The 25,211-nt window shown below is 64.5% G+C and carries 26 protein-coding genes and 2 pseudogenes; 12 read left to right on the forward strand and 16 right to left on the reverse strand.

The features are described 5' to 3' along the window. Positions 1 to 251, reverse strand: a 251-nt coding sequence (locus tag AC1DFR_RS21580) for an ArsR/SmtB family transcription factor (RefSeq protein ID WP_476874434.1), incomplete at its 3' end; no start/stop codon positions are given. 342 nt (positions 252 to 593) lie between these two features. Between AC1DFR_RS21580 and AC1DFR_RS21585 the strand changes: the two genes are divergently transcribed. Then, positions 594 to 1,754 carry an alkaline phosphatase family protein gene (locus AC1DFR_RS21585; RefSeq protein WP_476856338.1) on the forward strand — a complete coding sequence of 387 codons (1,161 nt, stop codon included), beginning with the start codon at positions 594 to 596 and terminating at the stop codon, positions 1,752 to 1,754. 473 nt (positions 1,755 to 2,227) lie between these two features. Here the strand turns inward: AC1DFR_RS21585 and AC1DFR_RS21590 are convergent, their stop codons facing one another. The 5 genes from AC1DFR_RS21590 to AC1DFR_RS21610 all read right to left on the reverse strand — a co-directional run bounded on the left by AC1DFR_RS21590 (position 2,228) and on the right by AC1DFR_RS21610 (position 5,879). Beyond that, positions 2,228 to 2,608 (reverse strand): VOC family protein, encoded by a 381-nt coding sequence (locus AC1DFR_RS21590; protein ID WP_476851073.1) that lies wholly within the window; start codon positions 2,606 to 2,608, stop codon positions 2,228 to 2,230. Positions 2,609 to 2,736: 128 nt separating this feature from the next. Continuing rightward, on the reverse strand, positions 2,737 to 3,075 hold the full coding sequence (locus tag AC1DFR_RS21595; RefSeq protein ID WP_476851074.1) for a YciI family protein: 339 nt from the start codon (positions 3,073 to 3,075) through the stop codon (positions 2,737 to 2,739). Beyond that, positions 3,072 to 4,439 (reverse strand): RNA polymerase sigma factor, encoded by a 1,368-nt coding sequence (locus AC1DFR_RS21600; protein ID WP_476851075.1) that lies wholly within the window; start codon positions 4,437 to 4,439, stop codon positions 3,072 to 3,074. Before AC1DFR_RS21600 ends, AC1DFR_RS21595 begins: the two co-directional genes overlap by 4 nt. After that, positions 4,439 to 4,765 (reverse strand): YciI family protein, encoded by a 327-nt coding sequence (locus tag AC1DFR_RS21605; protein ID WP_476851076.1) that lies wholly within the window; start codon positions 4,763 to 4,765, stop codon positions 4,439 to 4,441. The genes AC1DFR_RS21600 and AC1DFR_RS21605 overlap by 1 nt, the downstream gene beginning before the upstream one ends. Before the next feature lie 334 nt (positions 4,766 to 5,099). Next, entirely contained in the window at positions 5,100 to 5,879 is a 780-nt protein-coding gene (locus AC1DFR_RS21610; protein WP_476851077.1) for an alpha/beta fold hydrolase, read from the reverse strand. A 520-nt stretch (positions 5,880 to 6,399) separates the two neighbouring features. Between AC1DFR_RS21610 and AC1DFR_RS21615 the strand changes: the two genes are divergently transcribed. The 3 genes from AC1DFR_RS21615 to AC1DFR_RS21625 all read left to right on the forward strand — a co-directional run bounded on the left by AC1DFR_RS21615 (position 6,400) and on the right by AC1DFR_RS21625 (position 7,461). Continuing rightward, on the forward strand, positions 6,400 to 6,564 hold the full coding sequence (locus AC1DFR_RS21615) for a hypothetical protein (protein WP_476851078.1): 165 nt from the start codon (positions 6,400 to 6,402) through the stop codon (positions 6,562 to 6,564). Between the two features lie 354 nt (positions 6,565 to 6,918). After that, positions 6,919 to 7,080, forward strand: a complete 162-nt coding sequence (locus AC1DFR_RS21620; RefSeq protein WP_476851079.1) for a hypothetical protein — start codon at positions 6,919 to 6,921, stop codon at positions 7,078 to 7,080. A 78-nt stretch (positions 7,081 to 7,158) separates the two neighbouring features. Further along, positions 7,159 to 7,461: a putative quinol monooxygenase gene (locus AC1DFR_RS21625; RefSeq protein ID WP_476851080.1), complete on the forward strand. Its 303-nt coding sequence runs from the start codon at positions 7,159 to 7,161 to the stop codon at positions 7,459 to 7,461. 103 nt (positions 7,462 to 7,564) lie between these two features. Here AC1DFR_RS21625 and AC1DFR_RS21630 read toward each other — a convergent pair whose 3' ends face one another. Together AC1DFR_RS21630 and AC1DFR_RS21635 are read right to left on the reverse strand one after the other, a co-directional pair. After that, positions 7,565 to 8,176, reverse strand: a complete 612-nt coding sequence (locus AC1DFR_RS21630; RefSeq protein WP_476851110.1) for an ANTAR domain-containing protein — start codon at positions 8,174 to 8,176, stop codon at positions 7,565 to 7,567. Then, a pseudogene (locus AC1DFR_RS21635) lies at positions 8,153 to 8,263 on the reverse strand (response regulator receiver protein); the annotation flags it as partial. The gene AC1DFR_RS21630 and the pseudogene AC1DFR_RS21635, both read right to left, overlap by 24 nt. Before the next feature lie 36 nt (positions 8,264 to 8,299). Between AC1DFR_RS21635 and AC1DFR_RS21640 the strand changes: the two are divergent. From AC1DFR_RS21640 to AC1DFR_RS21660, 5 genes and pseudogenes are all read left to right on the forward strand, one after another. Then, positions 8,300 to 8,842: a hypothetical protein gene (locus tag AC1DFR_RS21640; protein WP_476851081.1), complete on the forward strand. Its 543-nt coding sequence runs from the start codon at positions 8,300 to 8,302 to the stop codon at positions 8,840 to 8,842. Positions 8,843 to 9,061: 219 nt separating this feature from the next. Next, entirely contained in the window at positions 9,062 to 9,253 is a 192-nt protein-coding gene (locus tag AC1DFR_RS21645) for an ANTAR domain-containing protein (RefSeq protein WP_476851111.1), read from the forward strand. 271 nt (positions 9,254 to 9,524) lie between these two features. Continuing rightward, positions 9,525 to 9,608 (forward strand): annotated as a pseudogene (locus AC1DFR_RS21650) (recombinase family protein); the annotation flags it as partial. Between the two features lie 370 nt (positions 9,609 to 9,978). Beyond that, positions 9,979 to 10,827, forward strand: a complete 849-nt coding sequence (locus AC1DFR_RS21655; protein ID WP_476851082.1) for a Rieske (2Fe-2S) protein — start codon at positions 9,979 to 9,981, stop codon at positions 10,825 to 10,827. A gap of 190 nt (positions 10,828 to 11,017) precedes the next feature. Continuing rightward, entirely contained in the window at positions 11,018 to 11,767 is a 750-nt protein-coding gene (locus AC1DFR_RS21660; protein WP_476851083.1) for a GTP cyclohydrolase II, read from the forward strand. A gap of 137 nt (positions 11,768 to 11,904) precedes the next feature. On the opposite strand, the gene acs is transcribed toward AC1DFR_RS21660, so the two are convergent. Together acs and AC1DFR_RS21670 are read right to left on the reverse strand one after the other, a co-directional pair. Continuing rightward, a complete protein-coding gene (gene acs / locus AC1DFR_RS21665; RefSeq protein WP_476851084.1) occupies positions 11,905 to 13,884 on the reverse strand; it encodes an acetate--CoA ligase in 1,980 nt (659 codons plus the stop codon). A gap of 6 nt (positions 13,885 to 13,890) precedes the next feature. Continuing rightward, a complete protein-coding gene (locus AC1DFR_RS21670; protein WP_476851085.1) occupies positions 13,891 to 14,565 on the reverse strand; it encodes an acetate uptake transporter in 675 nt (224 codons plus the stop codon). A 296-nt stretch (positions 14,566 to 14,861) separates the two neighbouring features. Here AC1DFR_RS21670 and AC1DFR_RS21675 point away from each other — a divergent pair, with 296 nt between their 5' ends. Both AC1DFR_RS21675 and AC1DFR_RS21680 read left to right on the forward strand, forming a co-directional pair. Continuing rightward, positions 14,862 to 15,557, forward strand: coding sequence for a hypothetical protein (locus tag AC1DFR_RS21675; RefSeq protein ID WP_441410677.1), 696 nt, complete (start codon positions 14,862 to 14,864; stop codon positions 15,555 to 15,557). 272 nt (positions 15,558 to 15,829) lie between these two features. After that, a complete protein-coding gene (locus tag AC1DFR_RS21680; RefSeq protein ID WP_476851112.1) occupies positions 15,830 to 17,068 on the forward strand; it encodes an IS256 family transposase in 1,239 nt (412 codons plus the stop codon). Positions 17,069 to 17,146: 78 nt separating this feature from the next. On the opposite strand, the gene AC1DFR_RS21685 is transcribed toward AC1DFR_RS21680, so the two are convergent. The 6 genes from AC1DFR_RS21685 to AC1DFR_RS21710 all read right to left on the reverse strand — a co-directional run bounded on the left by AC1DFR_RS21685 (position 17,147) and on the right by AC1DFR_RS21710 (position 24,687). Continuing rightward, positions 17,147 to 18,913 (reverse strand): glycoside hydrolase family 15 protein, encoded by a 1,767-nt coding sequence (locus AC1DFR_RS21685; RefSeq protein ID WP_476856337.1) that lies wholly within the window; start codon positions 18,911 to 18,913, stop codon positions 17,147 to 17,149. Positions 18,914 to 18,995: 82 nt separating this feature from the next. Further along, positions 18,996 to 20,102 (reverse strand): enolase C-terminal domain-like protein, encoded by a 1,107-nt coding sequence (locus tag AC1DFR_RS21690; protein WP_476851087.1) that lies wholly within the window; start codon positions 20,100 to 20,102, stop codon positions 18,996 to 18,998. A 5-nt stretch (positions 20,103 to 20,107) separates the two neighbouring features. Continuing rightward, on the reverse strand, positions 20,108 to 21,901 hold the full coding sequence (locus AC1DFR_RS21695; RefSeq protein ID WP_476874435.1) for a thiamine pyrophosphate-requiring protein: 1,794 nt from the start codon (positions 21,899 to 21,901) through the stop codon (positions 20,108 to 20,110). Then, on the reverse strand, positions 21,879 to 23,540 hold the full coding sequence (locus AC1DFR_RS21700) for a GMC family oxidoreductase (RefSeq protein WP_476874436.1): 1,662 nt from the start codon (positions 23,538 to 23,540) through the stop codon (positions 21,879 to 21,881). Before AC1DFR_RS21700 ends, AC1DFR_RS21695 begins: the two co-directional genes overlap by 23 nt. Further along, positions 23,537 to 24,187 carry a gluconate 2-dehydrogenase subunit 3 family protein gene (locus AC1DFR_RS21705; protein WP_476874437.1) on the reverse strand — a complete coding sequence of 217 codons (651 nt, stop codon included), beginning with the start codon at positions 24,185 to 24,187 and terminating at the stop codon, positions 23,537 to 23,539. The genes AC1DFR_RS21700 and AC1DFR_RS21705 overlap by 4 nt, the downstream gene beginning before the upstream one ends. Then, positions 24,184 to 24,687 carry a hypothetical protein gene (locus tag AC1DFR_RS21710; RefSeq protein WP_476874438.1) on the reverse strand — a complete coding sequence of 168 codons (504 nt, stop codon included), beginning with the start codon at positions 24,685 to 24,687 and terminating at the stop codon, positions 24,184 to 24,186. The genes AC1DFR_RS21705 and AC1DFR_RS21710 overlap by 4 nt, the downstream gene beginning before the upstream one ends. 36 nt (positions 24,688 to 24,723) lie before the next feature. Between AC1DFR_RS21710 and AC1DFR_RS21715 the strand changes: the two genes are divergently transcribed. Next, entirely contained in the window at positions 24,724 to 25,209 is a 486-nt protein-coding gene (locus AC1DFR_RS21715; RefSeq protein WP_476874439.1) for a MarR family winged helix-turn-helix transcriptional regulator, read from the forward strand. The last annotated feature ends 2 nt before the right edge of the window (positions 25,210 to 25,211 follow it).

A 25,211-nucleotide genomic window follows, 5' to 3' on the forward strand; every position in this document is an offset into this window, starting at 1 on the left:
GCCACGTATCGATCCAGCCAGTCGTAGATCTCAGTGAGCGGCTGTGGGCGGAGGGAGTAAACCCGCCGTTGCGCTTCTTGGTGCACCTCGACCAGACCCGCTTCTCGCAGCACCCGCAGGTGCCGCGAGACACCCGGGCGTGCAATCGGCAGGAGCGCTGCCAGTTCACCCGCGGTTGCCGGGCCGTCAGCAAGGGCCTCCAGCATTCTCCGTCGGCTATCATCCGCGAGGGCCTTTAGAGCGGCTTCCATGACCCTTTTGTACCAAGTCGGTTACGTACCAGTCAAGGTACTTAAGCCGCCTTCGATTCCATCCGGACCGGCCTTCCGCCGCATCCATCCACTGGTGAATCCAACGCTGAAGGCGGTCACAGGTAACCGTCGCAAGTGCCCGGCGGGTCACCAAGTGGGGCCAGAAATAGCCGTCCTGTCTCTGGAAAACGTGCGGGGGCCCAGCCGTGGAGTCCCGAGCCCGAGAGGCTTCACAGGGCTTACTCAGGGGCTACAGACACAATGTTGATTCTGGTGTGGAACGGTAGACGCCACTTGACACCTGGCCCATTGGGAGCCGGGCCAGAGAGAAAGCCGGAACCGATGAGCCAGAATGTCGCAAAATTCTTGGGCCGGAGCCGCGCGGCACGACCGGCGGCGCTGATTCTTGCTGCAATCCTCGCCGTGGCGGCCACGGCTTGTGAGCCCACCCCGCCAGGAGGCGGGCCATCGCCGGGCCAGGGCAAGACAACGGCCGCCCCCGGCACTCCTACGACAACCCCCTCCCCACAACCCACACAGGCCTCGGGGAAACCCGGCCACGTCTTCGTGATCAACCTGGAGAACCACGACTACAACGACGTCTGGGGCCCCGAGTCGGCGGCCACCTACTTATCGAAGACCCTGCGCGCACAGGGCGTGCTGCTCTCCCAGTACTACGGGACAGACCACAACTCCCTCCCCGACTACCTGGCCCAGATTTCCGGGCAGGGCTCGAACGCCATGACGCGCGCCGATTGCCCTGTATATGCCGAGTTCCAACAAACCGGGACATCCGAGGCGGGCCAGGTGCAGGGTACCGGCTGTGTGTACCCCGCTTCGGTTCCCACCCTTGCAGGCCAGCTCAGTTCCGCCGGCAAGACCTGGAAAGGCTACATGGAGGACATGGGCACGCCCTGCCAGCATCCCGAGCCCGGCTCCACGGACGACCATCACAAGGCGAAGGAGGGCGACCAATACGCAACGCGCCACAACCCGTTCGTGTATTTTGACGAAATCACATCGTCTCCGGACTGCCCGAACAACGTGGTGGACTACACCCACTTCGCTGATGACCTGAAGTCCACGGACACGACACCGAACCTTTCCTACATCACACCCAACCTGTGCAACGACGGACACGACAGCCCCTGCGTCGACGGCAGCCCGGGCGGCCTCGAAAGCGCCGACAGCTGGCTGCAGCAGCAGATCCCCGCCATCCTGGACTCCCCCGCCTACAAACAGGACGGGGTGCTGGTCATCACCTTCGACGAAACCGAAGCCAAGACCTCCGGCCCGTCGGGAGTCACCGGAGGCACCGCGGGCGGCCGCGTCGGCGCACTGGTGATCTCCCCGTTCACCAAGGGCGGGACGACGTCGGACACGATGTACAACCACTACAGCCTGCTCGCCAGCATCGAGGACATCTTTTCAGTACCCCGGCTCGGATACGCGGGGGCACCGGGCCTGAACAGCTTCGGCCCGGACGTCTTCAACGCCCGGTAACCGCCCGCGTCACCGAACCTCCACATTGCCGTTCCCCGATCCGGGGCTCCCACAGTGCAAGAAAAAGCGCAGCTTCAGAACCTACTGTTGCGTTGTGGCACAGCAGCCCAGTCAGGGGCACGCCACAACGTCATTTCACCCTCAGAATGACGAAGCGCACCCCAGAGACCGGCTCCACCTCCCTTAAAGATGGAGCCGGTCTGAGCGGACCATGGAAAAACGCGCGGAGCGATGCCCTGCAGCTAGCGATCGACTTCGCCCAACGACAGCTGAGGACACCGGAGGAACTTGATCTCGACTTCGATCTCAGTGACTAGGAGTCGCGGCGCGACCTATGCGGATGGGGCCCATGGTCAGCGGAGCGTGCGCAGGTACCGTGGGCGCACGATTCGCTGCCCGATTCGACGGAGTGGGTAGGGTGTCCGCCAGGGTTGGTGTGAGGCCGCCGGCGTCGGTGAGCACCCCGGGCGGGGTCACCCCTTTCCGATTTCTTGTAGCGCCCACGAGTTGCCGTCGGGATCGCTGAAGTACGCGAACTTGACGCCTCCCATGTCCTCTATTTCGGTCACGGCGGCCCCGTGCTTGATGAGTTGGTCGCGCGCCGCAGCGATGTTTTCGACCACTAGGTGCAGGCCCTTGACCGTGCCGTCGTCTGGGCTGCTGTTGGCCATTCCGGCGCCGATGACTATGGAGCATGCTGAACCGGGTGGCGTGAGCTGCACGATCCGCATGCCGTTCCCGGGCTGCACGTCATGATCCAAAGTGAAGCCGACGGTGTCCGTGTAGAAGGTCTTACTCCGCTCGACGTCTGCTACCGGCAGCGGCACCAGTTCCAATTTCATTGGTACGCGCATTTACCTCTCCTAATTTTCGTCAAATGACGCTTGGATCTTGGGGTGAGCCTGTTCCAGCTTCCTCTGCCCGGTTGTGACGAGGCGGTACGGCGCAACTCTGATCACACAACTATTCAAGGCCGTGCGGGTCAGGGGTCGATCCGGCGTATTTCGATCGGCCAAAACTTGGCCTCTCCGAATTTTCCGGCGATTTCCACGGCGCGGGCCATGCCCACACAGTCGACGATGTAGTAGCCGGCCACGATTTCCTTGGTCTCAAGGTACGGACCGTCGGTCACGGTGCAGGTGCTGCCGTCACGTCTTACGAACTTCGCCTCTTCACCGAGCTGATGTGCCTCCACGAACTCACCGGATGCCCTGAGTTCCTGCTGCAACGAGGTATGTGCCTGCATGATCGCCTCGATTTCGGACGGGGAGAGTGCGTTCCAGGTGTCAACGTCGTTGGGGATCAGCATGAGGTGTTTCATTTGTACTCCTTCGCGGCGGTGCGGGGATCGGGTGGGGATGGGGACCCGGCGCTTGTCTCGGCCAGGCGTTTGGAGAGGTAGCGGCGCTCGGCCTCGGAGGGAGCGAGGTCACGGGCCCGCTCATACTCGAAGCTGGCCTCTGACTTTCTGCCAAGGCGGCGCAGGAGATCAGCCTTCGCCGCGGGCAGGAGGTAGTACCCCTCGAGGGACCGTGTCCGGTCCAGCTCGTCGATGAGGTCAAGTCCTGCTTCCGGTCCCTGAGACATCGCGACGGCAACGGCACGGTTGAGCTCGATGACCGGTGACGGTGCAATGTGCGCCAGGCGGTCATACAGCTGTGCCACCCGGGCGAAGTCCGTGCTGCCAGAGTCCGGGGCGATCATATGGCAGGCAGCAATGGCGGCCTGCACACGGTAGCTACCTGCTCGGGAACGGCGTGAAACGCCCATTTGCTCCGCGGCCGCCAGCAGCGCCACAGCCTCCGCGACCGCAACCTTGTCCCACAATCCGCGGTTCTGCTCCTCAAGGGTCACCAAGTCCCCTGCGGCGTCCGTCCGCGTCCCCCGCCGGGCATGGTGGAACAGCATGAGCGCAAGGAGGCCCAGGGCCTCAGGTTCCTGCGGGGACCCGTCGAGCAACACAACCAGCAGCCGGGTCAGGCGAATCGCTTCCCGGGCGAGTGGTTCGCGGATCAGTAAGTTGCCCCCGGTGGCCGAGTACCCTTCGTTGAACATCAGATACAGCACGGCCAGGATTCCGGCGGTGCGTTCGGATATCAGCTGCGGCGGCGGCACCCGGTATGGGATCCCGGCATCGCGTATCTTCGCCCGGGCCCGAACGAGCCGTTTGGCCATGGTTGCTTCGGAGACCAGGAACGCGCGGGCGATCTCCCCGGTCGCGAGTCCCGCGACTGTGCGCAAGGTCAGGGCCACCCGGGCCTCAAGCGGGAGGGCCGGGTGGCAGCAGGTGTGAATCAGCCGCAGCGTGTCATCCTCTGCCGCCGTCCCTATGCCGGCCTTGTCTTCGAGCCCTTCGAGCTCGGTGAGAATGGCGAGTTCACGGACCGCCCGCCTTTCGCTGGCGGCGCTCCGCATGCGGTCGATTGCCTTGTTCTTGGCCACGGTAGTCAGCCACGCCCCGGGATTCCTGGGAACGCCGTGCTCCGACCAGTCGACGAGGGCCCTGGCGAACGCATCCTGGACACAATCCTCGGCCAGGCCCCAGTCGCCCGTCACGCGGATGAGGGTTGCGGTGATTCGTGCTGCCTCACCGACGGACGCGGCCTCCACGACGGCCCGCACGTCCGTCAGCTCCGGCGCGTCTTCCCTACCCTGATCATCAATGCCGGCCTCGGGGCGAATCACTATTCCCCGAGCGGCCACACGGGCCTGATCTCGATCTTGCCGAACCGGGCCATGGGGTGCTTGGACGCCACCTCGATAGCCTCATCAAGATCGGCACAAGCGATGATGTCATAGCCCGCGATCCATTCCTTCGTCTCCGCGAACGGCCCATCCGAGACCACCACTTCGCCCCCGCGCACCACTACCGTGGTTGCGTCCTCGACAGGACGCAACCTGTCACCGTGACGGGCGACGCCCCGCGCCTCCATCTCGGCCCCCCATTCGACAATGTTGTCCTCGGCGGCCACATATTCCGGCGCTGTGGGATCGCTACAGATGAAAAGCATGTACTCCACGACGTCTCCTTCTTTCGTTAGTTACATCAGCACGACGACCGGGGAGCCGCCAAAAGGACATCTGGTGGGAAATTCTTTTCCGGGGCCATCCCCACGCATTCAACGCCAGGGCTCAGCACGAACTCAAGGCGGCGCGGATGTCCCAGACCGCGAACGGCTTCCCGTCCGGGATGAGATCACGTCGCCACGAGGGACGATGTCCAGTATCGTCGCGCGCCCGGCGGGAACATAGGCTCTACATAGGCTCGGGGTTCTCACCATCGGCCGAGTGGGTTAGCCTCAACGTCGTTTTCCAAGTTCCCGCCGTATTGGGGTCGATGGCAGCCTAGGCTGGGGCGCCGTTGAAGAACTTGATCAGGACCGGTGCGACAGCATCGCTGGCGACTGCGTGGTCCTGGCCTTCCAGCTTTTCTTTTTTCATGCCAGGAACGGCTGCGGCGACGGCATTGATGGCATTCCCGGCCCAGGAAGGGCTCGCACCACCGTAGATCCCGAGCGTGGGAACCTGAATATTCGACAGCCTCTCCGGGACGCTGCCGTCGGCCGTGAGGGTGAGGTCATACGGCAGGGTCTGGGCAACGCTGAGGAGCGCGGGCCACCACGGCATGGTTTTGATTCCTTCGTCGAAGTCAGAGCCGGTATGGCGGATGAACAGTTCCACGGCGGCTTCCCGGTCTCCCCCGTTCAGTGCCTCCTGGACCCGGTCCCTGAAATTTTCCCAAGGTTCTTCGGGGGCATGCCCGGTCAGATATGGCGGCTCGTAGGCGGCCAATTTGGAGATGCCCGCTCCGGCAGCCGCTGCTTCAAGAATCAGGATGGCACCCGAGGAATGGCCGTAAGCGTAGGCCGAACCGCCCGCCGCGGCTATCAGCGCTTCCAAATCCTCTAGTTCACGGCCGGGACTGTAGGGAAGGGTGTCGGAGCTCTCGCCTCTCCCCCGACGGTCATAGGCGTACACGGTGAAGTGCGGGGCCAGCCAAGGCACCAGCCCGTCGGCCGAACGCCGGCTGTTCAATGCACCGCCGATAATGATCAGAGGTGGTCCTTCACCTGTCCGTTCGAAGGCGATTTTCGTGCCGTCGGCCGAGCTCAGAAAGTCAATCATTTGCGCGTCCTGTTCTTCAGTGCCGGATGTCGGGCCGGTTCGGGTGAATGCTGAAGTTCATGCCGTCCCCGAACGGAAAACTCACCGTAACATCCCCTCCCTGTAAGCAGCAGAGGCGGTGGATAAACGGATCCGTGGGTAGCGGCCAACGAAACCCGACCGCGGTCCATCAAGACCCGCGACGGCATCGCAGATTCCGGCGCTGGCGAGCAACCCGAACAAGAACTCGTCCATCGTGGACAACAACCAAGAAATGTCGCAGACACAGTCAGTGCCCGATTTGGACCGAGCCTGCGTCGGACACCATTGGAACCTCTAGCTGGCCGCGCCAGCAGAGGCCGTCACAGGTTGGAGCGCGGCGGAAACCACCATCTGAGTTCGGCAGGAGTGTCTTGGGTGGGCTTCTCGCAACCGAGTTGGGCCGCCTGACCCGACGTTCCCTCGCGCCAGGCGGCCATCTGCTGTCGGCTCAGTGCGCGCCCGGACCGGGATGGACCGCAGCTTTGCCTAGACTCGGTGAATGTCTGAGATCGCAAATCTGAAGGACAGCGCCGAACACCGCTGGCCGGCCGTAATCGGGCTGCTCATCGCGCTGGGCCTCTATGCCGCCCTTCCCAGCGCCTTCCTGCCGGCCATCCGCTACACGGTGGTGGGAATCGGACTCCTGATGCTGATCCCCCGCTGATCCTCAACCCCCGCCGCCTGCACAAAGAGACACGCTGGTCCAAACGATTAGCGACGAGCCAGGCACTCCTCCTCGTCGCCGCCAACGGCGTCGCCCTGGTGCAGCTCATCATTCTTCTGACCGACTCCGGCAGCGGCGACGGGCGGCGCACGCTCCTTCTGGCAGCACTGCAGATCTGGGTAACGAACATCATTGCGTTCGCCTTGGTTTCTGGGAAATGGACCGCGGCGGACCGGTCGCACGGCGCAATACCCACCGGGGCAACCTCCCGGCCGCGGACTTCCGGTTCCCCCAAGACGAAGACCACGACGCCGTCACGGAAGTTGCGACACGGTCCGCTGGGTCGCTTCTTTCGTGGATTACACCTACTTCTCCCTGTCCAACTCCATGGCCTTCAGCCCCACCGACACCATGCCCCCGTCGCCGCGGACCAAAATGATGATGGGACTCGAAGCCGCCGGAGGCTTCGTTCTCCTGGCCCTCGTGATCGCCCATGCCGTCCCCCTGCTGGGCTAAGCCTCGATCCGACGCATTCCGGGCGCTGCGGGAGGGGCGCAGCAGGCCATATCTGCAGCCTTCGATGAGTATGGACTCATGACACACGCACGTTTGGCGACTCTCGGCACCAAGCCGGGCGCGCGCGATGGCCTCATAGAACTCCTCACCAGGCGAGCCGACGGGCTTGCGGAACTGGGTTGCCTCCTCTACGAAGTAGGGGTAAACGACGACCAACCCGACACGGTGTTCGTTGCCGAGTTGTGGATATCCGAGAGCGCCCACAGGGCCTCCCTGGAACTAGACTCGGTCCGGAGCAGCATTGCCGAAGCGATGCCGCTGCTGTCGGGATCGATGAGCAGCCAGGGTTTCGAAGTCGTCGGATCTCCACTGCACGATTGAGGTTCGGATTTTTCGATACCGGTTCCTGATCAAAACGACGCTAGGCCACTTTCTGTGGTGCCTCGGCACAGCCTTGCGCGAAGGCTTCCCAATACGCACGCCGCTAAAAAGCCGGCCCGGAACTTCGGTGTTCCTGGCGACGCGGCTTTCGTGATCGTTCGAGGGTGTCGCGCCGGATGGCCCCCCGCTGGAGCGTGACTGCAGTGGTTGGCCCAGCGGCGGACCGCCCGGAATTTCCAGGTTCGATGACTCTGGGAACATGAGTTACCGGACGACTGTATTGGGGGATCCAGCCGCCCGGACTCACTTCAACGTTACTCCGTTTCGTCGGTGAATAGGGTGAAGTGGATCTGCCCACGTCGCTACCGTGCAGGCCCAGCAGGCAGGCGTCGCAGTACGGCCGGACTGTCGGGTCTTGTGAAAGAGAGGCGACCACTGATGCGGCGATGTCCCGGAGTTTGACGTATCTGGTGCTGGAAGCAATTTTTAGGATTTTTATGGCCGTGTCCTGACTGCAGCGGTTTTGCGCCATGATGGCGCCGGTTGCCAGGTCGATGATCGTCCGGGATTCTATGGCAGCGGTGGGGTTTGTTTTCGCCTCGGCCAGTTGGCTGATCCGGACCGCGAGGCGGAGTGCTTTGGACGCGTGGTATGAGTACGCTTCGACCGTGTCGATATCCTCATCGGTGAAGCCATGGGACCGGGTGGAATACAGGTTCAGGCCCGCTTCTGCTTCTCCCTCAAGGACCAGTGGTACAGACAGGCCGGATCCCACACCCGCCTCCAGCGCGGGCGCCGTGTAGGCGGCCCAGCGGTGCTCGTTGGTTAGGTCCGGAACATGTACGACGACTTGGTTGCGGGCGCTACCTGCGGCGTCTCATCGCAAACCGCCCGACGCCGGGTGGAACGGTTTCTCGCTTCCGGTTACATCACGCTGAGGTGCGACGCGTCCTCCGCAGCGAACCGGGGCCTCCGGGAGGTGACGTTGATGCTCAATGTCCCGGCGCAATACGTTGACGATGCCGGCCGTTACTTCGCCGCCCAAACAAATTGCCGGCTGAGCGCCCAGGTTCTCGGCGCACAGAACCTGGAGGTCACGCTGTGGGTCCGCGACTACTTGGAGGCGCCGGCGTTTGAACGGGAACTGGCCGAGCGCGCGCCCGGCAGCATAGTCATCTCACGTCAGGCTGTGGTCCGGGCGTACACGCGACTTGGCCATATCCTCGATGAATCCGGACGGAGCCTCAGCGTGGTGACGCCGCCGCCGTGGAGGCACGACACACCACAGAATGCCACTGGCTTGCCTCGGGCTGCACAAAAACATTGGGCTGCACGGCGGGAAGAGGAAGCGTCGGCGACCGGCCGTCGGCGGCGGGTTTGACCGCGGCTCACCATGGAGCGAGACGCTGATGGGCCGACGGCGGGGTCAGGTCTACGATTTTGAGAGCCGGCCGCACGTGGGTTGAGGTTGGACGTGCGGCCGGGGCCTGCAACGACGCCAGAGGGCCAGATCTACAGCGTCCAGATACTAATCTCCCCCCTCGGCCTGAGAACAGCCTGAAAGTCTTTGGGCGCGTAAACCAATCCCCCCACTGCAGCCATCGAATCCCGGACCATTATCGACCTGGCGACCGGCGCCATCATGGCGCAGAACCGCTGCAGCCAGGAGACCGCCATCAAGATCCTGAAAAACGCTTCCAACACGCGAAACGTCAAACTCCTGGACATCGCCGCCTCGGTCGTCGCTTCACTATCCCAGGACCCGAGAGTCCGGACGCACTTCGACGCGTAAGCACGTTGCTCAAAAGGCCGGAAGCGCACCGGTGCGGGAGGTAAAACAGCGGTATCGACAGTGCGGCGCGGCAACGCCGCACCTGCGGCTTCGATGTAGGTGGCGATAGGGTCTACAAGCCCGCGGGGAAACGTCCCCCGCGAGGGTGTCCCGCACCTGTCAGGCCCCCAGACCAAGGTCCCGCCCGCGAACACCGGCAAATCCTGAGGTCGGCATAGGACCCGCCCGAGAAAATGCCCGGTGGCTGGGGATAAACGGTACGGGCACGACCATGACCGGACTGCTGATCGGATATGCGCGCGTATCCACCAACGACCAAGACCTCACCGCCCAGAACAATACCCTGGCCGCTCTGACGACGCCGAGCTCCGCGGCTACTGGGAGAAACTCTCAGCACCGGCATGAGAGTTGCGGTCTCCAGTGACTCCTTCCTCGCCTCGGGACCCGACTCTGGACCTGAGTTCGGGCATCTGACTCCGCCAGGCGGGCGTCCGGCTGGGGCGGGCCATGACGTCGGCGCTTCGTGAGGATCGAAGACGTATCCACGCGGCTCACGTACGCCGCTCATTCACGCCCCGGCGGCTCGGACACCTTGTCACGACGGCCGTTTCGGTGGAAAGCTTTGACCATTCGCCACCCGGACTTCCGCCGCTTCAGTGAAGACCGGTTGTAGACACAGTCCTGAACACTCCAGATTCAAGAACTGACGAGACAGAGGAGCTGCCGTGAACCCGCTGAATTCCGTGGTCGCCGCCATAGAACATTCCGAGCGGCTTGACGGGGTGGCTTCAGCCGTTGCCGCCGCGGTCGGGCGGGCAGTGCGGGCGCGCACTGTTCGAAACATCGTCAGCGGCACCGCCCTGGGCCATCCGCTGCATCCGGTCCTCACGGATCTGCCCATCGGAGCGTGGACCATGGCAATGCTCCTTGACACGATAGGGGGCGTGGATTCCGCCCCCGCCGCCGACATCCTGGTGTGCGCGGGCATTGCCGCTGCTGTTCCCACTGCGGCAGCCGGGCTCAACGACTGGTCGGACACCCAGGGGAAGGCAAGGAGAACAGGGCTAGTTCACGCGGTCGCAAACAGCACAGCCCTCTGCCTCTACACAATCTCCGCTGTGGCCCGCGCGCGCGGACACCGCGGTGTCGGAAAGTCACTGGGCATGGCTGGGTTCGGGATCCTGATGTTCGGCGGTTTCCTCGGCGGACATCTCACCTATGCCAGCGCCGTGAACGTCAACAAGACCGCAGACAGGAACGGCCCTACGAAGTGGACACCTGCGCTCAGTGAGAATGACTTGCCCGACGGCGACCAGCGCAAGGTGGACATTGCCGGCGTCTCCCTGCTGCTGCACCGCGCAGGCACCCAGATTCACGCCCTGGACAGCATGTGCAGCCACATGGGCGGCCCACTGGATGAAGGGAAAATCGCCGACGGCTGTGTCACCTGCCCCTGGCACGGAAGCACCTTTCGCCTCAACGACGGGAGCGTCGTGCGCGGGCCAGCCAGCCACCCGCAGCCCGCATACGAAACGCGGCTCAACGACGGTCAAATCGAGGTCCGCCGACGATAGGGCCGGCACTACGCACGCCTCAACCCGCAGCGCTCCGGGGAGCGTGAGGGCCTGCGGACGTCGGTCCAGGCCTGAGGCCGCGCCACCTCGCGACGATGTGCGCGGACCAGGAGCGCAATCGAATTCACGACGGAAAGGTCATCGCCAAAAACCAGACGCCGCGATTCCAAATCCCAGAAGGAGGGGCTCAATGTCCACGGAACGACTCACTGCAACAGGACCGGGGGCTGGAATGGACGGTGTCGGCACGGCGTCCGCCGACTCAGCCTCGTTTGGATCCGCCGGACGGGAGCGCTCGGTTCCCCCTGGGGCCCTGGTGCGTACCCGGGTGCGTATCCCTCTCAGGTTCACCGACGGCTTCGCCACGACCGCAGATGCGTTCACTTTCCGGGATCTGGTGGACCGCAAGGAGCACCTGCTGCTGGGGCTCGGTGATTGGCACGGCGCCCTCGCCGCGGCTGCCGCCCCCTTGGTGCGCCCTCACAGCGAATGCCTCACCGGGGACGTCCTGGGATCGCAGAGGTGCGACTGCGGCCCACAGCTCCGCGAGGCGGCCGAGCGGATCGCCGGTGAGGGCGGCTTCCTGCTGTATCTGAGGCAGGAAGGCCGGGGCATCGGACTCTACGAGAAGCTCGACGCCTACTCCCTTCAGGACCGCGGGCTCGACACCTACGCCGCGAACGTCGCCCTCGGCCACGGTGAGGACGAGCGGGACTATCGTGCAGCGGCCCAGATGCTGCTCGCCGTCGGAGCGCACCGGATCCGGCTGCTGAGCAACAACCCCGACAAGGCCCTCCAGCTCGAGGCCAACGGCGTCGCTGTGGCCGAACGCGTGCCCACCCGGGTCCACCTCTCCTCCGCAAATGCCCGCTACCTGGCCACCAAACGCGACCACACCGCCCACACCATCGTCCTGGGACCGATCCCGACCGACATGTGAAGGAATTCCGTCGCCTCCGGCCACTACCAGTTCCTCAAGTTTGCCGGAGCGGACCTCCGAAGTATCCAGGTAAGCGAGGAAGTCATCCATGTCATCTCTCCCGTTGAAGGCCCCGGCTGAACGCCTCGACCTGGCAATTAGTGCGGGCCGGCGGCGCCGCCTGGCATGCCGGCTTTGATCAGATCCATCACTGAGGAGTCGGCCAGGGTGGTGACATCCCCGATCGGCCTGTCCTGCGCCACGTCTTTGAGGAGCCGTCGCATGATCTTCCCGGACCGGGTTTTAGGCAGCTCGGTGACCACCATGATCTGCCGGGGCCGGGCGATTTTGCCGATTTCCTTGGCTACATGGTCGCGCAGCTCCTGCACGACCTCCGGTCCGCCGTCGCCCGCATCGCTGCGCAGGATGACGAAGGCGACGATGGCCTGCCCGGTGGTGTCGTCGAGGGCGCCGACGACGGCGGCTTCGGCCACCTTCGGATGGGCGACGAGCGCCGATTCGATCTCCGTCGTCGAGAGCCGGTGTCCTGCCACGTTCATCACGTCGTCCACCCGGCCGAGAAGCCAAATATCCCCGTCCTCGTCCTTCTTCGCGCCGTCCCCGGCAAAGTAGAGCCCCGGGAACCGTGACCAATACGTCTCCACGTACCGGTCGTTGTCACCCCAGATGGTGCGCAACATGGATGGCCAGGGTTCCCTGAGGACCAGATAGCCGCCGGAGCCGTTGGCAACCGGTGCGCCCGCGTCATTGACGACGTCGGCCACGACCCCGGGCAACGTCCTCATGGCGGCGCCCGGTTTACCCGCTGTGACTCCCGGGAGCGGACTGATCATGATGGCTCCGGTCTCGGTCTGCCACCAGGTGTCCACCACGGGCGTGTGGTTGTGCCCGATGTTCTCGCGGTACCAGATGTAGGCCGCCGGGTTGATCGGTTCGCCCACGGTTCCGATCACGCGCAAACTCCTGAGACTGTACTTGGCCGGTATCTGGGCGCCCCATTTCATGAAGGTACGGATGGCGGTCGGGGCGCAGTAGAGAATCGAGACTTTGTACTTGTCGATGATTTCCCACCAGCGGCCCTGGTGCGGGGTATCCGGCGTGCCCTCGTACAGCACGGAGGTGGCACCGTTGGCCAAGGGACCGTACACGATGTAGCTGTGCCCGGTGACCCAGCCGATGTCCGCGGCTGTCCAGAAAATATCGGTCTCGGCCTTTAGGTCGAACACCGCCCAGTGGGTGTAGGCGCACGCCGTGAGGTAGCCCCCAGTGGTGTGCAGGATGCCCTTGGGCTTGCCCGTGGTGCCGGAGGTGTACATCACGTACAGGGGATGGTCAGCGTCGAAGGCCTCGGCGTCGTGATCGGCGGAAGCCAGCTCAACCGAGTCATGCCACCAAATATCACGGCCCGGTGTCCAGTCGACCTCCTGGGCTGTGCGGCGGACCACCAGGACGTTGCGAACGTCCGGACAGTCCAGCAGGGCCTCGTCGACGGCGGGCTTCAACCCATTGGCCTTGCCGCGGCGGTAGGCGCCGTCGGTCGTTATGACGATCCGCGCGTCGCAGTCGTGGATCCGCGTCCGGAGCGCGTCCGCGGAAAACCCGCCGAACACGACGGTGTGCGGTGCTCCAATTCGTGCGCAGGCCAGCATAGCCACGACGGTTTCCGGGATCATCGGCATGTAAATGGCAACCCGGTCTCCCGGCTTGACGCCCAGATCGGTCAGCGTGTTCGCCGCCTGGCAGACCATGTGGGTGAGCTGGGCATAGGTGATGGCACGGGTGTCCCCGGCTTCTCCTTCAAAGTAGTAGGCGACCTTGTCCCCGCGGCCGGCAGCTACATGCCGGTCAAGGCAGTTGTACGCGGCATTGAGCCTGCCCCCGACGAACCATTTGGCAAATGGCGGATTCGACCAGTCCAGGACCTCACTCCATTTTTGGGACCAGTCCAGCCGCTCCGCCTGCCGCGCCCAAAACGCCAGCCTGTCGCCGGCAGCTTCGTCATAGTCCGACGATGTAGCGTTGGCCTGCGCCGCAAAGCCGGCGTCCGGAGGAAAGCGCCGCTGCTCGTGCAACAGGTTTGCGAGGGTCTCATCCGATTCTGTTGGGTCTGCTGCCATGGCCTGTCACCGTCGTCCCACCGGAAGCACAGTCCGCTTGTAGGTGGAGTTCGCGACCACCGCGAGGGAGCAGTACCAGGCAATCAGCGCCGTCACGATGCCCAGCCAGCCGCCCAGCATCGACAGCCCGGCTGCCCCGAAGAAGGCGCCGAGAAACAGCGCAATGAAGGTCAGGGTCAAGAAGACAAAAACGGCAAAGACACCCATGCTGACGCGCCAAGCTGAAACGGTCATATAGGCGGTAAAGATTGCCCAGCCCAGAAGATAGAGGCCGACAGCTTTGCCGGCGTCCGCTGCCGGAAGACTGCCCGCGCTGAACTGGCTCAGGAACCAGAAGGACAGCCAGAAGGCTCCGTACGAGCAGAACGCCGTCGCGCCGAAAACGTTGCGGTTGGCAAATTCCCAGATTCCGGCGGCGAACTGCGCCATGCCGCCGTAGAACAGTGCCAGTCCCAGGACAACGGGTTCGACTGCTTTGGGGATCAGGCCGGCATTGATGACACTGAGGACAAACGTGGTCATTGCGAAAGCGCCCAGACCCAAAGCTGCCGGATCGGCAAAGGGTGGGCTGGTGCTCCCCTGTGGAGAAACAACTGCGTCTTGGGCTGGTACGGGATTTTCAGCCCTGCGACCACCTCCCGCCGGGACGGTCCCCGCCGCGGAGCTTGATTCGACACTCATGGCACGACTCCTTGGTCAACACCAGCACCATTGCTGGTGACGTATAACAGGCTACTCCTGAATGCGCAAGGAAATTATCTGAATTTGTTGTGATTCAGGTCGCGCACCCTTGTGTCGCAGATCACATTGCTTGGCCCAGTGGTGAAGTGCCGGCAGGACCATGCCCCCTCTTGGCCTGAACCGTACCGCCTAGGGTCGAGCATGCGTGTACCGTTCGAACCGAACGGCGCCACGCCGGGCGGACCAAAAGTCGACTCTGCGGCTCCCGTCCCGGCCCAGGACCTACACTCCTGACCATGACCACCCACAATGAACGGCAGGCCCGGGCGGAACACCGTTGGCCTGCCGTCATCGGCCTTCTCATCGCACTGGCGCTATACGCCACGCTGCCCACGACGTTCCTTCCGGCGGTACGCTACTCCGTTGTTGTCGTCGGCCTGGCCCTGCTGATTCCGCTCATTATCCTGAATCCACGCAGGTTGGTCCGCGAAACCCGCTGGTCAAGGCATCTTTCCGTCGGCCAGGCGTTGTTGCTTGTCGTGGCCAACGAGGCAGCACTCGTCCAACTGGTCATTCTCCTCACGAACTCCGGAAACAGCAACGGGCCAACGCTGCTGCTCGCGGCCCTTCAGGTATGGGTGACAAACGTCATCGCGTTCGCCTTGGTCTACTGGGAACTGGACCGGGGCGGTCCGGTCACCCGGCGCCACGCCACGCGCCATGAGCTGCCCCGGGCAGACTTCCGGTTCCCCCAGGACGAAGACCACGACGCAGTGCAGGAAGTTGCCGCCCGGTCCTCCGTGAAGACGGACTGGACGGCTTCATTTGTCGACTACGTCTACTTCTCCCTTTCCAACTCGATGGCATTCAGCCCCACAGACACGATGCCCCTTTCGGCCCGGGCAAAATCCCTGATGGGACTGGAGGCCTTCGGAGGATTCGTGCTGCTCGCACTCGTCATCGCCCACGCCGTCTCCCTGCTTGGCCAGTAGGCCGCCGGGCAGCAAAGGGCCGGACACGAACGACAGCCGTTCCACGATCGAAGCGCCCTGCCCCTATATGTCACACACACCGGTTCACAACGAACAACTGCTCCCCGCCAGCCAATTTTCCGCAAGGTGACTTGCGGCTGGTCTCAGTTTTCGTCGAAATATCTCGGCCTCCGTATGGTCAGTGGCGGGGAGTGTCTGAATAACGGTGGATTCAGGGTTGGCCAGACACACCGGGCGATGCCTGGCGGGGAGGACTGATCATGAGCGGAACCATGGATCCCATGGCGACTGAATTGGATCAGCAAGAGTTAGCGCAGCAGCTCCTGGCCCAGGCCAAAGAGCAGGGTATCGATCTCGTCGGCCCGGACGGGCTGTTGAACCGGCTGACGAAAAACGTCCTGGAGACCGCTCTGGAAGCGGAGATGGACGAACACCTCGGATACGAAAAACACGACGTGTCCGGGCGCGGGAGCGGGAACTCCCGCAACGGCACCCGCACCAAGACCGTCATGACGGAGATCGGGCCGGTGGAGATCGACGTGCCGCGGGACACCGGTGCGACGTTCGATCCGCAGACCGTGAAGAAACGCCAGCGCCGGCTGACGGGAGTCGACGAGATCGTGTTGTCGCTGAGCGCGAAAGGGCTCACGACCGGAGAAATCGCAGCCCACTTCGCCGAGGTGTTCGGCGCCAGGGTCTCGAAGGACACGATCTCGAGGATCACCGAGAAGGTCATCGGCGAGATGACCGAGTGGCAGAACAGGCCGCTGGACCGCGTCTACCCGGTGGTGTTCATCGACGCTATCCACGTCAAGATTCGTGACGGGCAGGTCACGAACCGGCCGGTCTATGTCGCTATCGGTGTCAGCGTCAACGGTGAACGCGACATCCTCGGGCTATGGGCCGGGGACGGCGGCGAAGGCGCAAAGTTCTGGCTCTCGGTGCTGACCGAGATCAAGAACCGCGGCGTGGAGGACGTCTGCATCACGGTCTGCGACGGACTCAAAGGCCTGCCGGAGGCCATCAACACCGTGTGGGAACTCGCCGTCGTCCAGACCTGCATCGTGCATCTGATCCGGAACACCTTCCGGTATGCGGCCCGGCAGTACTGGGACGAGATGTCCCGTGATCTGCGCCCGGTCTACACGGCACCGTCCGAGGCCGCGGCCAAGGAAAGGTTCGTAGAGTTTTCGACCAAGTGGGGCCGGCAGTACCCGGCGGTGACCCGGCTGTGGGAGAACGCCTGGAGCGAGTTCGTGCCGTTCCTGGACTACGACGTCGAAATCCGGCGGGTCATCTGCAGCACCAACGCCATCGAATCCCTCAATGCCCGCTACCGGCGCGCGGTCCGGGCCAAGGGCCATTTCCCCACCGAGCAGGCGGCCCTGAAATGCCTGTACCTGGCGACCCGGGCACTGGACCCGACCGGCAAAGGCAGGGCACGATGGGCCTCACGGTGGAAGCCGGCCCTGAATGCCTTCGCCATCAGCTTCGACGGAAGAATCAACTAAATGCCAACGGTGAATCCACCGTTAAACGGACACTCCCCAGTGGCGGTGTCCTCCTGCAAGAGGGTGTGTTAACTGTCGTCATGGTGCCGCCGGCCGGGCGAGGCGGTGAGCTGTTTCGAGCATGGCGGCGTGGACGAACGCCTGGGGGAAGTTGCCGCGCAGCTGGCGCTGTTCGACGTCGTATTCTTCGGTGAACAGTCCCGGGGAACCGCAGGCGGCCCGGTTGCGTTCAAAGAGTCTGAATGCGTCTGTGGTGTTGCCCTGCTCATGTTCGGTCAGGGCCAAGAAGAAGCCGCACAGGAGGAAGGCGCCTTCGGCGTCCGCCAGGGGGCCTGGCCCGTGCCTGAACCTGTAAACGTATCCATCATCGAGGAGTTCTTTCCTCACGGCCGCTGCCGTGGCGAGGGAGCGGCCGTCGCCGGTGGGGACGGCTCCGCGGATGGCGGGAAGAAGCAGTGCCGCGTCGATCCTCTCGTCGTCGGCCGATCGTTGCCATCTGCCGCTGGGGTGCGTGCAGGTGTCGGCTGTATGTGCCAGAATCCTGTCTGCCAGTGGTCCCCAGGCAGAGGCCAGGGTGGCGGGGGCATACCGGGAGACGGCTTTGAGGCCGGCGACGCACATCAGCCGTGAATGGGTCCACCGTTCGTTCTCGAGTTCCCAGATGCCGGCATCCGGCTCGGCCCACTTCTCCTCTATGGCCGCCACCGCCTGCTCCACTGCGTGCCAGTGCCTGTTGTCGAGGTGGTCATGGCGGGCGGCGGTGGCGAAAAGCAGCAGGGCTTCGCCGAGACTGTCCAGCTGGAATTGCCCGTTTACCCAGTTGCCGACCTTGTCCGTCCCGCCCGGGTAACCCGGAAGGTCGAGTGTGTGCTCGTCCGGGACCCTGCCGCCGCGGACGGTGTAAGCGGGTTTGAGGCTGGTTCCGTCCGCCAGCAACCGTTCGCTGACGAAATGCACCGCACTGTCGAGGAGGCCGGTGGCTCCGCCGGCACCGGCGGCCTGGCCGGCAATGCATTGATCCCGGATCCAGGCGTAGCGGTAGTCGTAGTTGCGTTTTGCCTCGTCACGCTCCGGCAGGCCCATGGTGGCGGCTGCGGCCATGGCACCGGTTGCGCCCGTCATCCCGCGCATGACCGCGTAAGCCCGGCGGGCGTCGGCAGGGGCAACAGTCCCGTTCATTGCAGGTACCGTCGTGGCCCAGGCGCGCCCGGTGGCCGTCCAGAGATCCGCAGGGACGGGCGGCCGGGCCGGCAGCGGCCCGGTGGAAAGCTCCATCACGACGTGGTGTTCCTCCCCGGGCCTAAGCTGAACATCCTGTTGCAGCACGCCATCGTTCGCGTTTGCCCGGCCCATCCCGCTGACGCGAAGGTGCAGTCCGCCGCCCTCACCTGACCACACACCGTCCCCGCCGTTGGAAAGGTCCACCCGGCACCGGCCGAAGCCCGGCCGGGGGTGCAGGAGGACCCGGACCGGCGCGGTGCCCGAGATGACCCGGATATGACGCATCAGCACCGCCAGGGCGGGGTCCCCCGGCATCGCGAGGGCCTCGCGGCATTCGACGATGCCGTCCGTGGTGACCCAGCGACTGTTCCAGATCAGTGTGCCGTCGTCGTAGTGCCCTCCCCACACATAGCGCGGGTTCAGGGGTGTCACGGAAAATGCCCCGGCGCCGCCCACCAGGGACGAGAACACGGCGGGGTCATCCCATTGCGGGGCACACAGCCAGACAACGTCACCGCGCGGGCCGATCACCGCGCCCCGTTCACCGTCCGCCAGCAGGGCATAGTCGCGCAGAACCTGGGGCGGGAAGAAGACTTCCCCGCCATCGGGCTGGGCTGGTGTCATCAGGTGTCCGCCCGACCCGTACCGGCATGCGTGCGTCCCTGAAAAGCTGAGTGTTTCAAACTGGCTCCTTCTGGTCTATGGCCTAGATTCGGTAGGGTTCGGCGTCCAGGGCCCGGAAAATGAGTCCGTTGCCGGGCCGGTCGTCGCTGGGCCGAACGCTGCCTCCTTGTGGATCGGGCGTCCCGTCGAAGAACATCTCCTCGATCCGGACGTGGTCGTGGAACCACTCCAAGTGACGGAAATTGCGGGTGCTTGCAGCCGCGGGCACGGTCAGGTTCGGTGCACAGTGCCCGGAGACTTCCAGGCCGTGGGCCGCGGCTACCGCGGCGGCCCGGAACCACTCCGTGATTCCCCCGCAGCGGCTCACATCCACTTGAAGGCAGTCAACGGCGCCGGCGCCGCACATCTGCTGGAAATAGAACAGGGTCGTACCGTATTCGCCGGCTGCGACATCCGCCGTGACAGACTGCCGGACCTGGCGAAGCCCCTCAAGGTGATCGCTGGATACCGGTTCTTCGAACCACGTCAGATCCTGCTCTGCCGCGGCGTCGAAAACCCGAACGGCTTGCTTGGCCGTGTAAGCGCCGTTGGCGTCGACGAACAGCTGAACGTGCGGCCCGATGGTGTCCCGTGCCTGACGGATCCGGAGGAGGTCGCGGGCCGTGTTCGCGCCGCGGTCCTCGCCGATTTTGATCTTGACCCGCGGGATCTGTTGCTGGCCGGTCCAGCCCTCCAGCTGGCGTCGGAGCTGGGCCTCTGAATAGGTGGTGAACCCGCCGCTGCCGTAAATCTCCACCTCCGCCCGCGCCGCCCCGAGGAGCCGGTGCAGGGGAAGGCCGAGGATCCGTGCCTTGAGGTCCCAGAGCGCGCAGTCGACGGCGGAGATCGCGTAGCCGGCCAGTCCGGGGCGTGGAGTGTTGCGCACCGCCCGGGCCATGGCTTCGGCCGCTGCAGGAACGTCGAAAGGGTTGAGCCCGGTAACGGCCGGTTCCAGGGTCTCCTTGATCAGCGCCGCGCAGGCCCCCGGCGCGAAGGTCCAGCCGATGCCGGTCCAGCTGCCGGCCACGGCCTGGACCAGGACGATGGTGGTGGCGTCCCACGCCAAGGTTCCGTCGCCCTCCGGCGCGCTGGTCGGCACCGTGTAGGCCGAGACGTCAAGACGTCCCAGCTGAAGGCTTGAATCGATCATGACGGTCAATCCTTCTTGTGCGGGAGGAACTCCTGGGCCTTGGCTTTGACGCCTTCTTTGATGATGCCCCAGCCGCTGTCGTCGCCCTTCATGACCGCTTTTGCGCTGTTGAGTGCCTGTTCCAGGGTGGCGTGGGGCGGGATTGGCGGGATGTCCGGGTCTGTGCGCACATCCAGAACGGTCGGCCGGTCCGCTGCGAGTGCCTTCTCCCATGCGTCCCCGAGTTCGTCGGGGGACCCCACGCTGATGCCCTGCAGCCCGAGGCTGGACGTGAAAGCCGCGTAGTCGACGTCGGGAAGGGCTTGGGATTCACGGAACGCCGGGGCCCCTCCCATGGCCCGCATTTCCCAGGTCACCTGGTTCAGGTCATCGTTGTGCAGGATCGCAACGATGAGCCTGGGATCAGTCCACTCGCGCCAGTAGCGCTGGATGGTGATGAGCTCGGCCATGCCGTTCATCTGCATGGCACCGTCCCCGGCGAAGGCGATCACAGGACGTGCGGGGTGGGCGAATTTTGCTCCAATGGCGTAGGGCACCGCCGGTCCCATGGTGGCCAGGTTGCCGGACAAGGAGCCGCGGATGTGGCCATGAAACTTCAGTTGCCGGGCGTACCAGTTGGCCGCGGATCCGGAGTCTGCTGTGAGGATTGCGTCGTCAGGCAGCCGGTCGGAGAGCTCGGAGAAGAGCCGCATGGGGTTGATGGGGCTGGCTTCGACCATGGCCTCGGCGCGCATGGTCTCCCACCACCGGGTGATTTTCGTTTCCAGGTCTGCGCGCCAGGACTGGTTCTGTTTCCGCTGCAGATGCGGAATCAATGCCCGCAGGGCGGTGGCGGAATCGGCGACGATGTTGAATTCGTAGGGGTACCGCAGTCCGATCATGCCTGGGTCGATGTCGATCTGGACACCGCGCGCCTGCCCTTCTTCCGGCATGAACTGGGTGTAGGGGAAGCTTGATCCGATGGTCAGCAGGGTGTCGCAGTCGCGCATCATTTCGTAGCTGGGGCGGGTTCCGAGAAGGCCGATTGATCCGGTCACATAGGGAAGATCGTCGGGCAGGGAGTCCTTGCCGAGCAGCGCCTTGGCAACGCCTGCGCCCAGCAATTCCGCGACCTGGCGGACCTCCGCGGCCGCGCCACGGGCCCCCCGGCCAATGAGCATGGCCACTTTGCTTCCCTCGTTGAGCAGCTGGGCCGCGCCGCGAATCGCGTCGTCGTTGGGGTGGATTTCAGGCCAACGGATGCCGAGGCTGGAAGGAACCATCTTGAAGGCGTGCGTCGGTGGCGTGTACTCCAATTCCTGGACATCGGACGGGATGATGACCGCCGTCGGGGCCTTCCTTGCCAGGGCTATCCGTACGGCCCGGTCCAGGACGTTGGGGAGCTGCTCGGGGACCGTGACCATCTGGAGGTACTCGGAGGCCACGTCCTTGAAGAGGCTCAGCAGATCCACTTCTTGCTGGTAGGAGCCTCCCATCGCGCTGCGGGCTGTCTGGCCGACGATCGCCACCACCGGCACGTGGTCCAGTTTCGCGTCGTACAGCCCGTTGAGCAGGTGGATCGCGCCCGGGCCGGAGGTGGCCATGCAGACCCCGACCTTGCCGGAGAACTTGGCATAGCCGACGGCTTCGAAGGCACTCATTTCTTCGTGTCGGGCCTGAATGAATTTCGGTTCGTTGCCGGCTTTCCCAAAGGCAGCGAGCAACCCGTTGATGCCGTCCCCCGGAAAAGCAAAAACTTTGTCCACGCCCCATTCGCGGAGCCGGGCCAGCAAATAATCAGCAACTGTCTGTGATGCCATGATCAGTTTCCCTTCCAGTGCTCAGTCTTTCGGCGGCGCGGGCCGCCACCGCCATGATCGTCAGCGCCGGGTTCGCGCTTCCCTGTGTCGGCAACACGCTGCCGTCGGTGATGAACAGGTTCGGAACGGCGAAGCTGCGGCACATCTGGTCGACCACGCCATGGCGTTCGTCGGCAGCCATCCGCGCCCCGCCCACCAGATGGGCGAAGCGTTTGATGGTCATGACTTCGTCCGCGCCTGCAGCTTTCAGGATCTTCTCCATGACATCCTGCGCGGCGCCCATCAGTTGCCGGTCGTTCTCGCATTGGCTGTAGCTGAACCGGGCAACCGGCAGCCCGGTCCGGTCTTTTTCCTCCGCCAAGGTGACACGGTTTCCTTCCAGCGGAAGAAATTCGCACAGCGCGCCCAGGCAGGCCCAATGCGGAAAGTCGCTCATGTAGCGGCGCAAGTCCGCTCCCCAATGTCCCTGGGCGGAGACGTGCTCGGCCCAGGTGATGGGCAGCGGCGAAACGGTCTGAATGGAGAATCCGCGCTTGTAGGGCTTGGTGGGGTCCGTTTCATAGAAGTCCTCAGTGCTGACTTCCGGCGGCGGAGCCTTCCACATGCGTACCTCCGCGTCGAACCGGCCCGCCGTTTGCGGCGCGCCCTGGACCATCACGTACCGGCCGACCTGGTCGAAGTCGTTGCACATACCCTGCGGGAATCTCGCTGAGGTCGAGTTCAGCAGGAGACGCGGTGTTTCGATCGAATATCCGGCGACGGCCACCATCCGCGCCCGCTGGAACCGTTCCCGCCCGTGCCGGGTGTAGTGGACACCGGTGGCCCTGCCGGACTTTTCGTCGAAGCCGATGCGGGTCACCATCGAATCGGCCCGCACTTCGGCGCCGTGGGCGAGTGCGTCCGGAATGTGGGTTATCAGGGGCGAGGCCTTCGCGTTCACCTTGCAGCCTTGAAGGCAAAAGCCCCGGTAAATGCAGTGTGGCCGGTTGCCGAAGCGGCCGTTGGCGATCGCGACCGGACCGACCTTGGCCGTGATCCCGCAGGCGCGTGCGCCGCGGAGGAAGAGCTCGCCGTTGCCCGAGACGGGGTGCGGCCGGTGCGGATAACGGTGCGGATCGCCCCACGGCCAGGGTTCTCCGGCTACCGGGAGTTCCCCTTCGATGGCCTCATAAAAGGGACGCAGATCCGCGTAGTCCAGGGGCCAGTCGGCGCCGACGCCGTCCGTGGCGAAGGTGTGGAAGTCGCTGGGGTGGAACCGGGGGGTGTATCCGGCGTAGTGCACCATGGAGCCGCCCACCCCGCGGCCTGAGTTGTTCGATCCTAGGGGCACGGGGTCGTCGCCGCCGATCACGCGCGGATCGGTCCAATACAGGTGATGCGAGCCGGCCTCGTCACTCACCCAGTCGCGCTCAGGGTCCCAGAACGGGCCAGCATCGAGGGCGACCGCCCGCCATCCCGCGCGGGCCAGCCGTTGCAGCATGGTTGAGCCGCCCGCTCCGCACCCCACGATAACGATGTCCACTTCGTCACGGTCATCGAACACCCGCATGTCATCGCGCAGCCGGTGGTTGCTGCCCGGGCCGGCCGGCAGCAGCCACGCGGATTCATTACGGCTCCGCACGCTCCGCACGTGGCTCACCTCCGGGTTCCACCGTCCAGCGCCACGGGGTCCTCCGTGGGTCTGGTATCGGCCACTTCGAACGGTTCCAGCCGATTGATTCCCAAATTTTTGTACCCGCGGGGGTACGCGGGGCCGCCGAATCCGATCTCGTCCCACGCCCACGGATGTGAGTAAAAGGCCGTGCACGCGTAGCGGGTCCACAGCCCCCACAGGCGTCCGGCCGGCAGGCCCTGCCATGACGAAGCGCCCAGGTCCCTGACGGTTCGGAGCAGGTCGGCCTGCCGGTCGTCGTTGCAGTTGGCGAACGTCTGGTTGAACGCCTCCTCCGCGGCTCGGTCCAGCGCCGCAAGTGATGCCCGCCAGGCCGCTCCGTCTTCAGGCATGTCCTCGAAGCGCCAGCCGTCGGTCTGGTTCTCGGCCAGGCGCGCGTCGACGAAGTTGACTACCGGGACGCGGGGCTCGGCATGCTGGTCAAGGAGTTGGTCAAAGAGTGCCCTGGCGGCGGCCTCTTCGGCCGGGGTGAAGAAACGGATGTCGGCGGGGCGCGCCAAGCGGCCCAGGACCACGCCCGCGGTTGCCCGGTCCCAATGGCCGGACTGGGCGAGCGTGCTGAACCCCGGGTACCGGCCACCACCGGCGCCCCTATCCAGGGGAAGCTGGCTCATCGCTCCCTCCTTAGAACGGAGGCCAGCAGCCCCATGCCGCCGACCATTGTCACCAGCAGCGGTGCCAGCAGCGGCGGTCCCATCTCCAGGTTGTAGCGCAGATTGGAGAATCCGCCCGGTTTTTGGGCTATTCCCCGGGCATGGAGATAGGTTCCCTGCAGCCCGTTAGCCACGATCGCGGCGCTGGCGATCGGCAATGCAGTTTTGGCCACCCGCCGGCTGAAGACCCCTGCAACTCCGGCCGCGGCGCCCACCGGACCAAGCGCCACGGGCAGCCACATCCACTTGTTCCCGAAGCTGGCTTTGTCATGTTCGAAGTAGATTTCCGCCGCTGTCACCAAGGCCCCCGCTGCGGTGAGCCCGGAAAGAGACCGTTCGAATCTGCCCGTTTTCACGTTACGGACCAGGCGATCAACGAGGTGGATCATTTCCCTTTCGGGTGCATGCTTCACGGTGCGCTCCTCCGCAATCAGGAAAAATACGTGCCACAGGGCAAACATTGCTGCTCCGCAAGCACCGGGGTGATACTGGGGTGCGTGGAAAGAAACAGCGACGAGCGCGCCGACGCCCAAATCGATGCGGTCCTTAGGGCCGCGAACGTGCTGCTGCGCGTCGTGGCCCAGTCAGTTGTCGAAGTCGAAGACATTGTCACCAGCCCCCAGCTGCGGGTGCTGGTAATGATTGCCTCGCGCGGACCGCAGAATCTCGGTGCAGTCGCCACGGAACTGGGGGTCCACCCGTCCAACGCCACCCGCACCTGTGACCGGCTGGTCAATGCCGGACTGATCGTGCGGCGCGAGGATCCTGCGGACCGGCGGTATGTGGTGTTGTCCCTGGCCCCTGAGGGTGAGTCGCTGGTCAACACCGTGCTGGAGCACCGGCGGAACGCCGTTGCCGCGGTGATGGGACGGATGACAAACGAGTTGCGCGGCGCCACGGCGCTGGGAATGGACGCGTTTGCCGCGGCGGACGGCGGTGAAGGCACCGAGGACGGTCGGTTCACCATCGACCTGCACAGGTGACC

Source organism: Arthrobacter sp. 05T410 (assembly GCF_056396505.1).

Excerpts from the sequence above, each read along its gene's own strand:
- AC1DFR_RS21590 (WP_476851073.1), bottom strand. The coding sequence starts at position 2,608 with ATGCGCGTACCAATGAAATTGGAACTGGTGCCGCTGCCGGTAGCAGAC.
- AC1DFR_RS21660 (WP_476851083.1), top strand. The coding sequence starts at position 11,018 with ATGTCCACGGAACGACTCACTGCAACAGGACCGGGGGCTGGAATGGAC.
- AC1DFR_RS21680 (WP_476851112.1), top strand. The coding sequence starts at position 15,830 with ATGGATCCCATGGCGACTGAATTGGATCAGCAAGAGTTAGCGCAGCAG.
- AC1DFR_RS21585 (WP_476856338.1), top strand. The coding sequence starts at position 594 with ATGAGCCAGAATGTCGCAAAATTCTTGGGCCGGAGCCGCGCGGCACGA.
- AC1DFR_RS21690 (WP_476851087.1), bottom strand. The coding sequence starts at position 20,102 with ATGATCGATTCAAGCCTTCAGCTGGGACGTCTTGACGTCTCGGCCTAC.
- AC1DFR_RS21605 (WP_476851076.1), bottom strand. The coding sequence starts at position 4,765 with ATGCTTTTCATCTGTAGCGATCCCACAGCGCCGGAATATGTGGCCGCC.
- acs (WP_476851084.1), bottom strand. The coding sequence starts at position 13,884 with ATGGCAGCAGACCCAACAGAATCGGATGAGACCCTCGCAAACCTGTTG.
- AC1DFR_RS21695 (WP_476874435.1), bottom strand. The coding sequence starts at position 21,901 with ATGGCATCACAGACAGTTGCTGATTATTTGCTGGCCCGGCTCCGCGAA.
- AC1DFR_RS21685 (WP_476856337.1), bottom strand. The coding sequence starts at position 18,913 with ATGACACCAGCCCAGCCCGATGGCGGGGAAGTCTTCTTCCCGCCCCAG.
- AC1DFR_RS21675 (WP_441410677.1), top strand. The coding sequence starts at position 14,862 with ATGACCACCCACAATGAACGGCAGGCCCGGGCGGAACACCGTTGGCCT.
- AC1DFR_RS21595 (WP_476851074.1), bottom strand. The coding sequence starts at position 3,075 with ATGAAACACCTCATGCTGATCCCCAACGACGTTGACACCTGGAACGCA.
- AC1DFR_RS21625 (WP_476851080.1), top strand. The coding sequence starts at position 7,159 with ATGACACACGCACGTTTGGCGACTCTCGGCACCAAGCCGGGCGCGCGC.
- AC1DFR_RS21615 (WP_476851078.1), top strand. The coding sequence starts at position 6,400 with ATGTCTGAGATCGCAAATCTGAAGGACAGCGCCGAACACCGCTGGCCG.
- AC1DFR_RS21710 (WP_476874438.1), bottom strand. The coding sequence starts at position 24,687 with ATGTTTGCCCTGTGGCACGTATTTTTCCTGATTGCGGAGGAGCGCACC.
- AC1DFR_RS21640 (WP_476851081.1), top strand. The coding sequence starts at position 8,300 with ATGTACGACGACTTGGTTGCGGGCGCTACCTGCGGCGTCTCATCGCAA.
- AC1DFR_RS21705 (WP_476874437.1), bottom strand. The coding sequence starts at position 24,187 with ATGAGCCAGCTTCCCCTGGATAGGGGCGCCGGTGGTGGCCGGTACCCG.
- AC1DFR_RS21670 (WP_476851085.1), bottom strand. The coding sequence starts at position 14,565 with ATGAGTGTCGAATCAAGCTCCGCGGCGGGGACCGTCCCGGCGGGAGGT.
- AC1DFR_RS21610 (WP_476851077.1), bottom strand. The coding sequence starts at position 5,879 with ATGATTGACTTTCTGAGCTCGGCCGACGGCACGAAAATCGCCTTCGAA.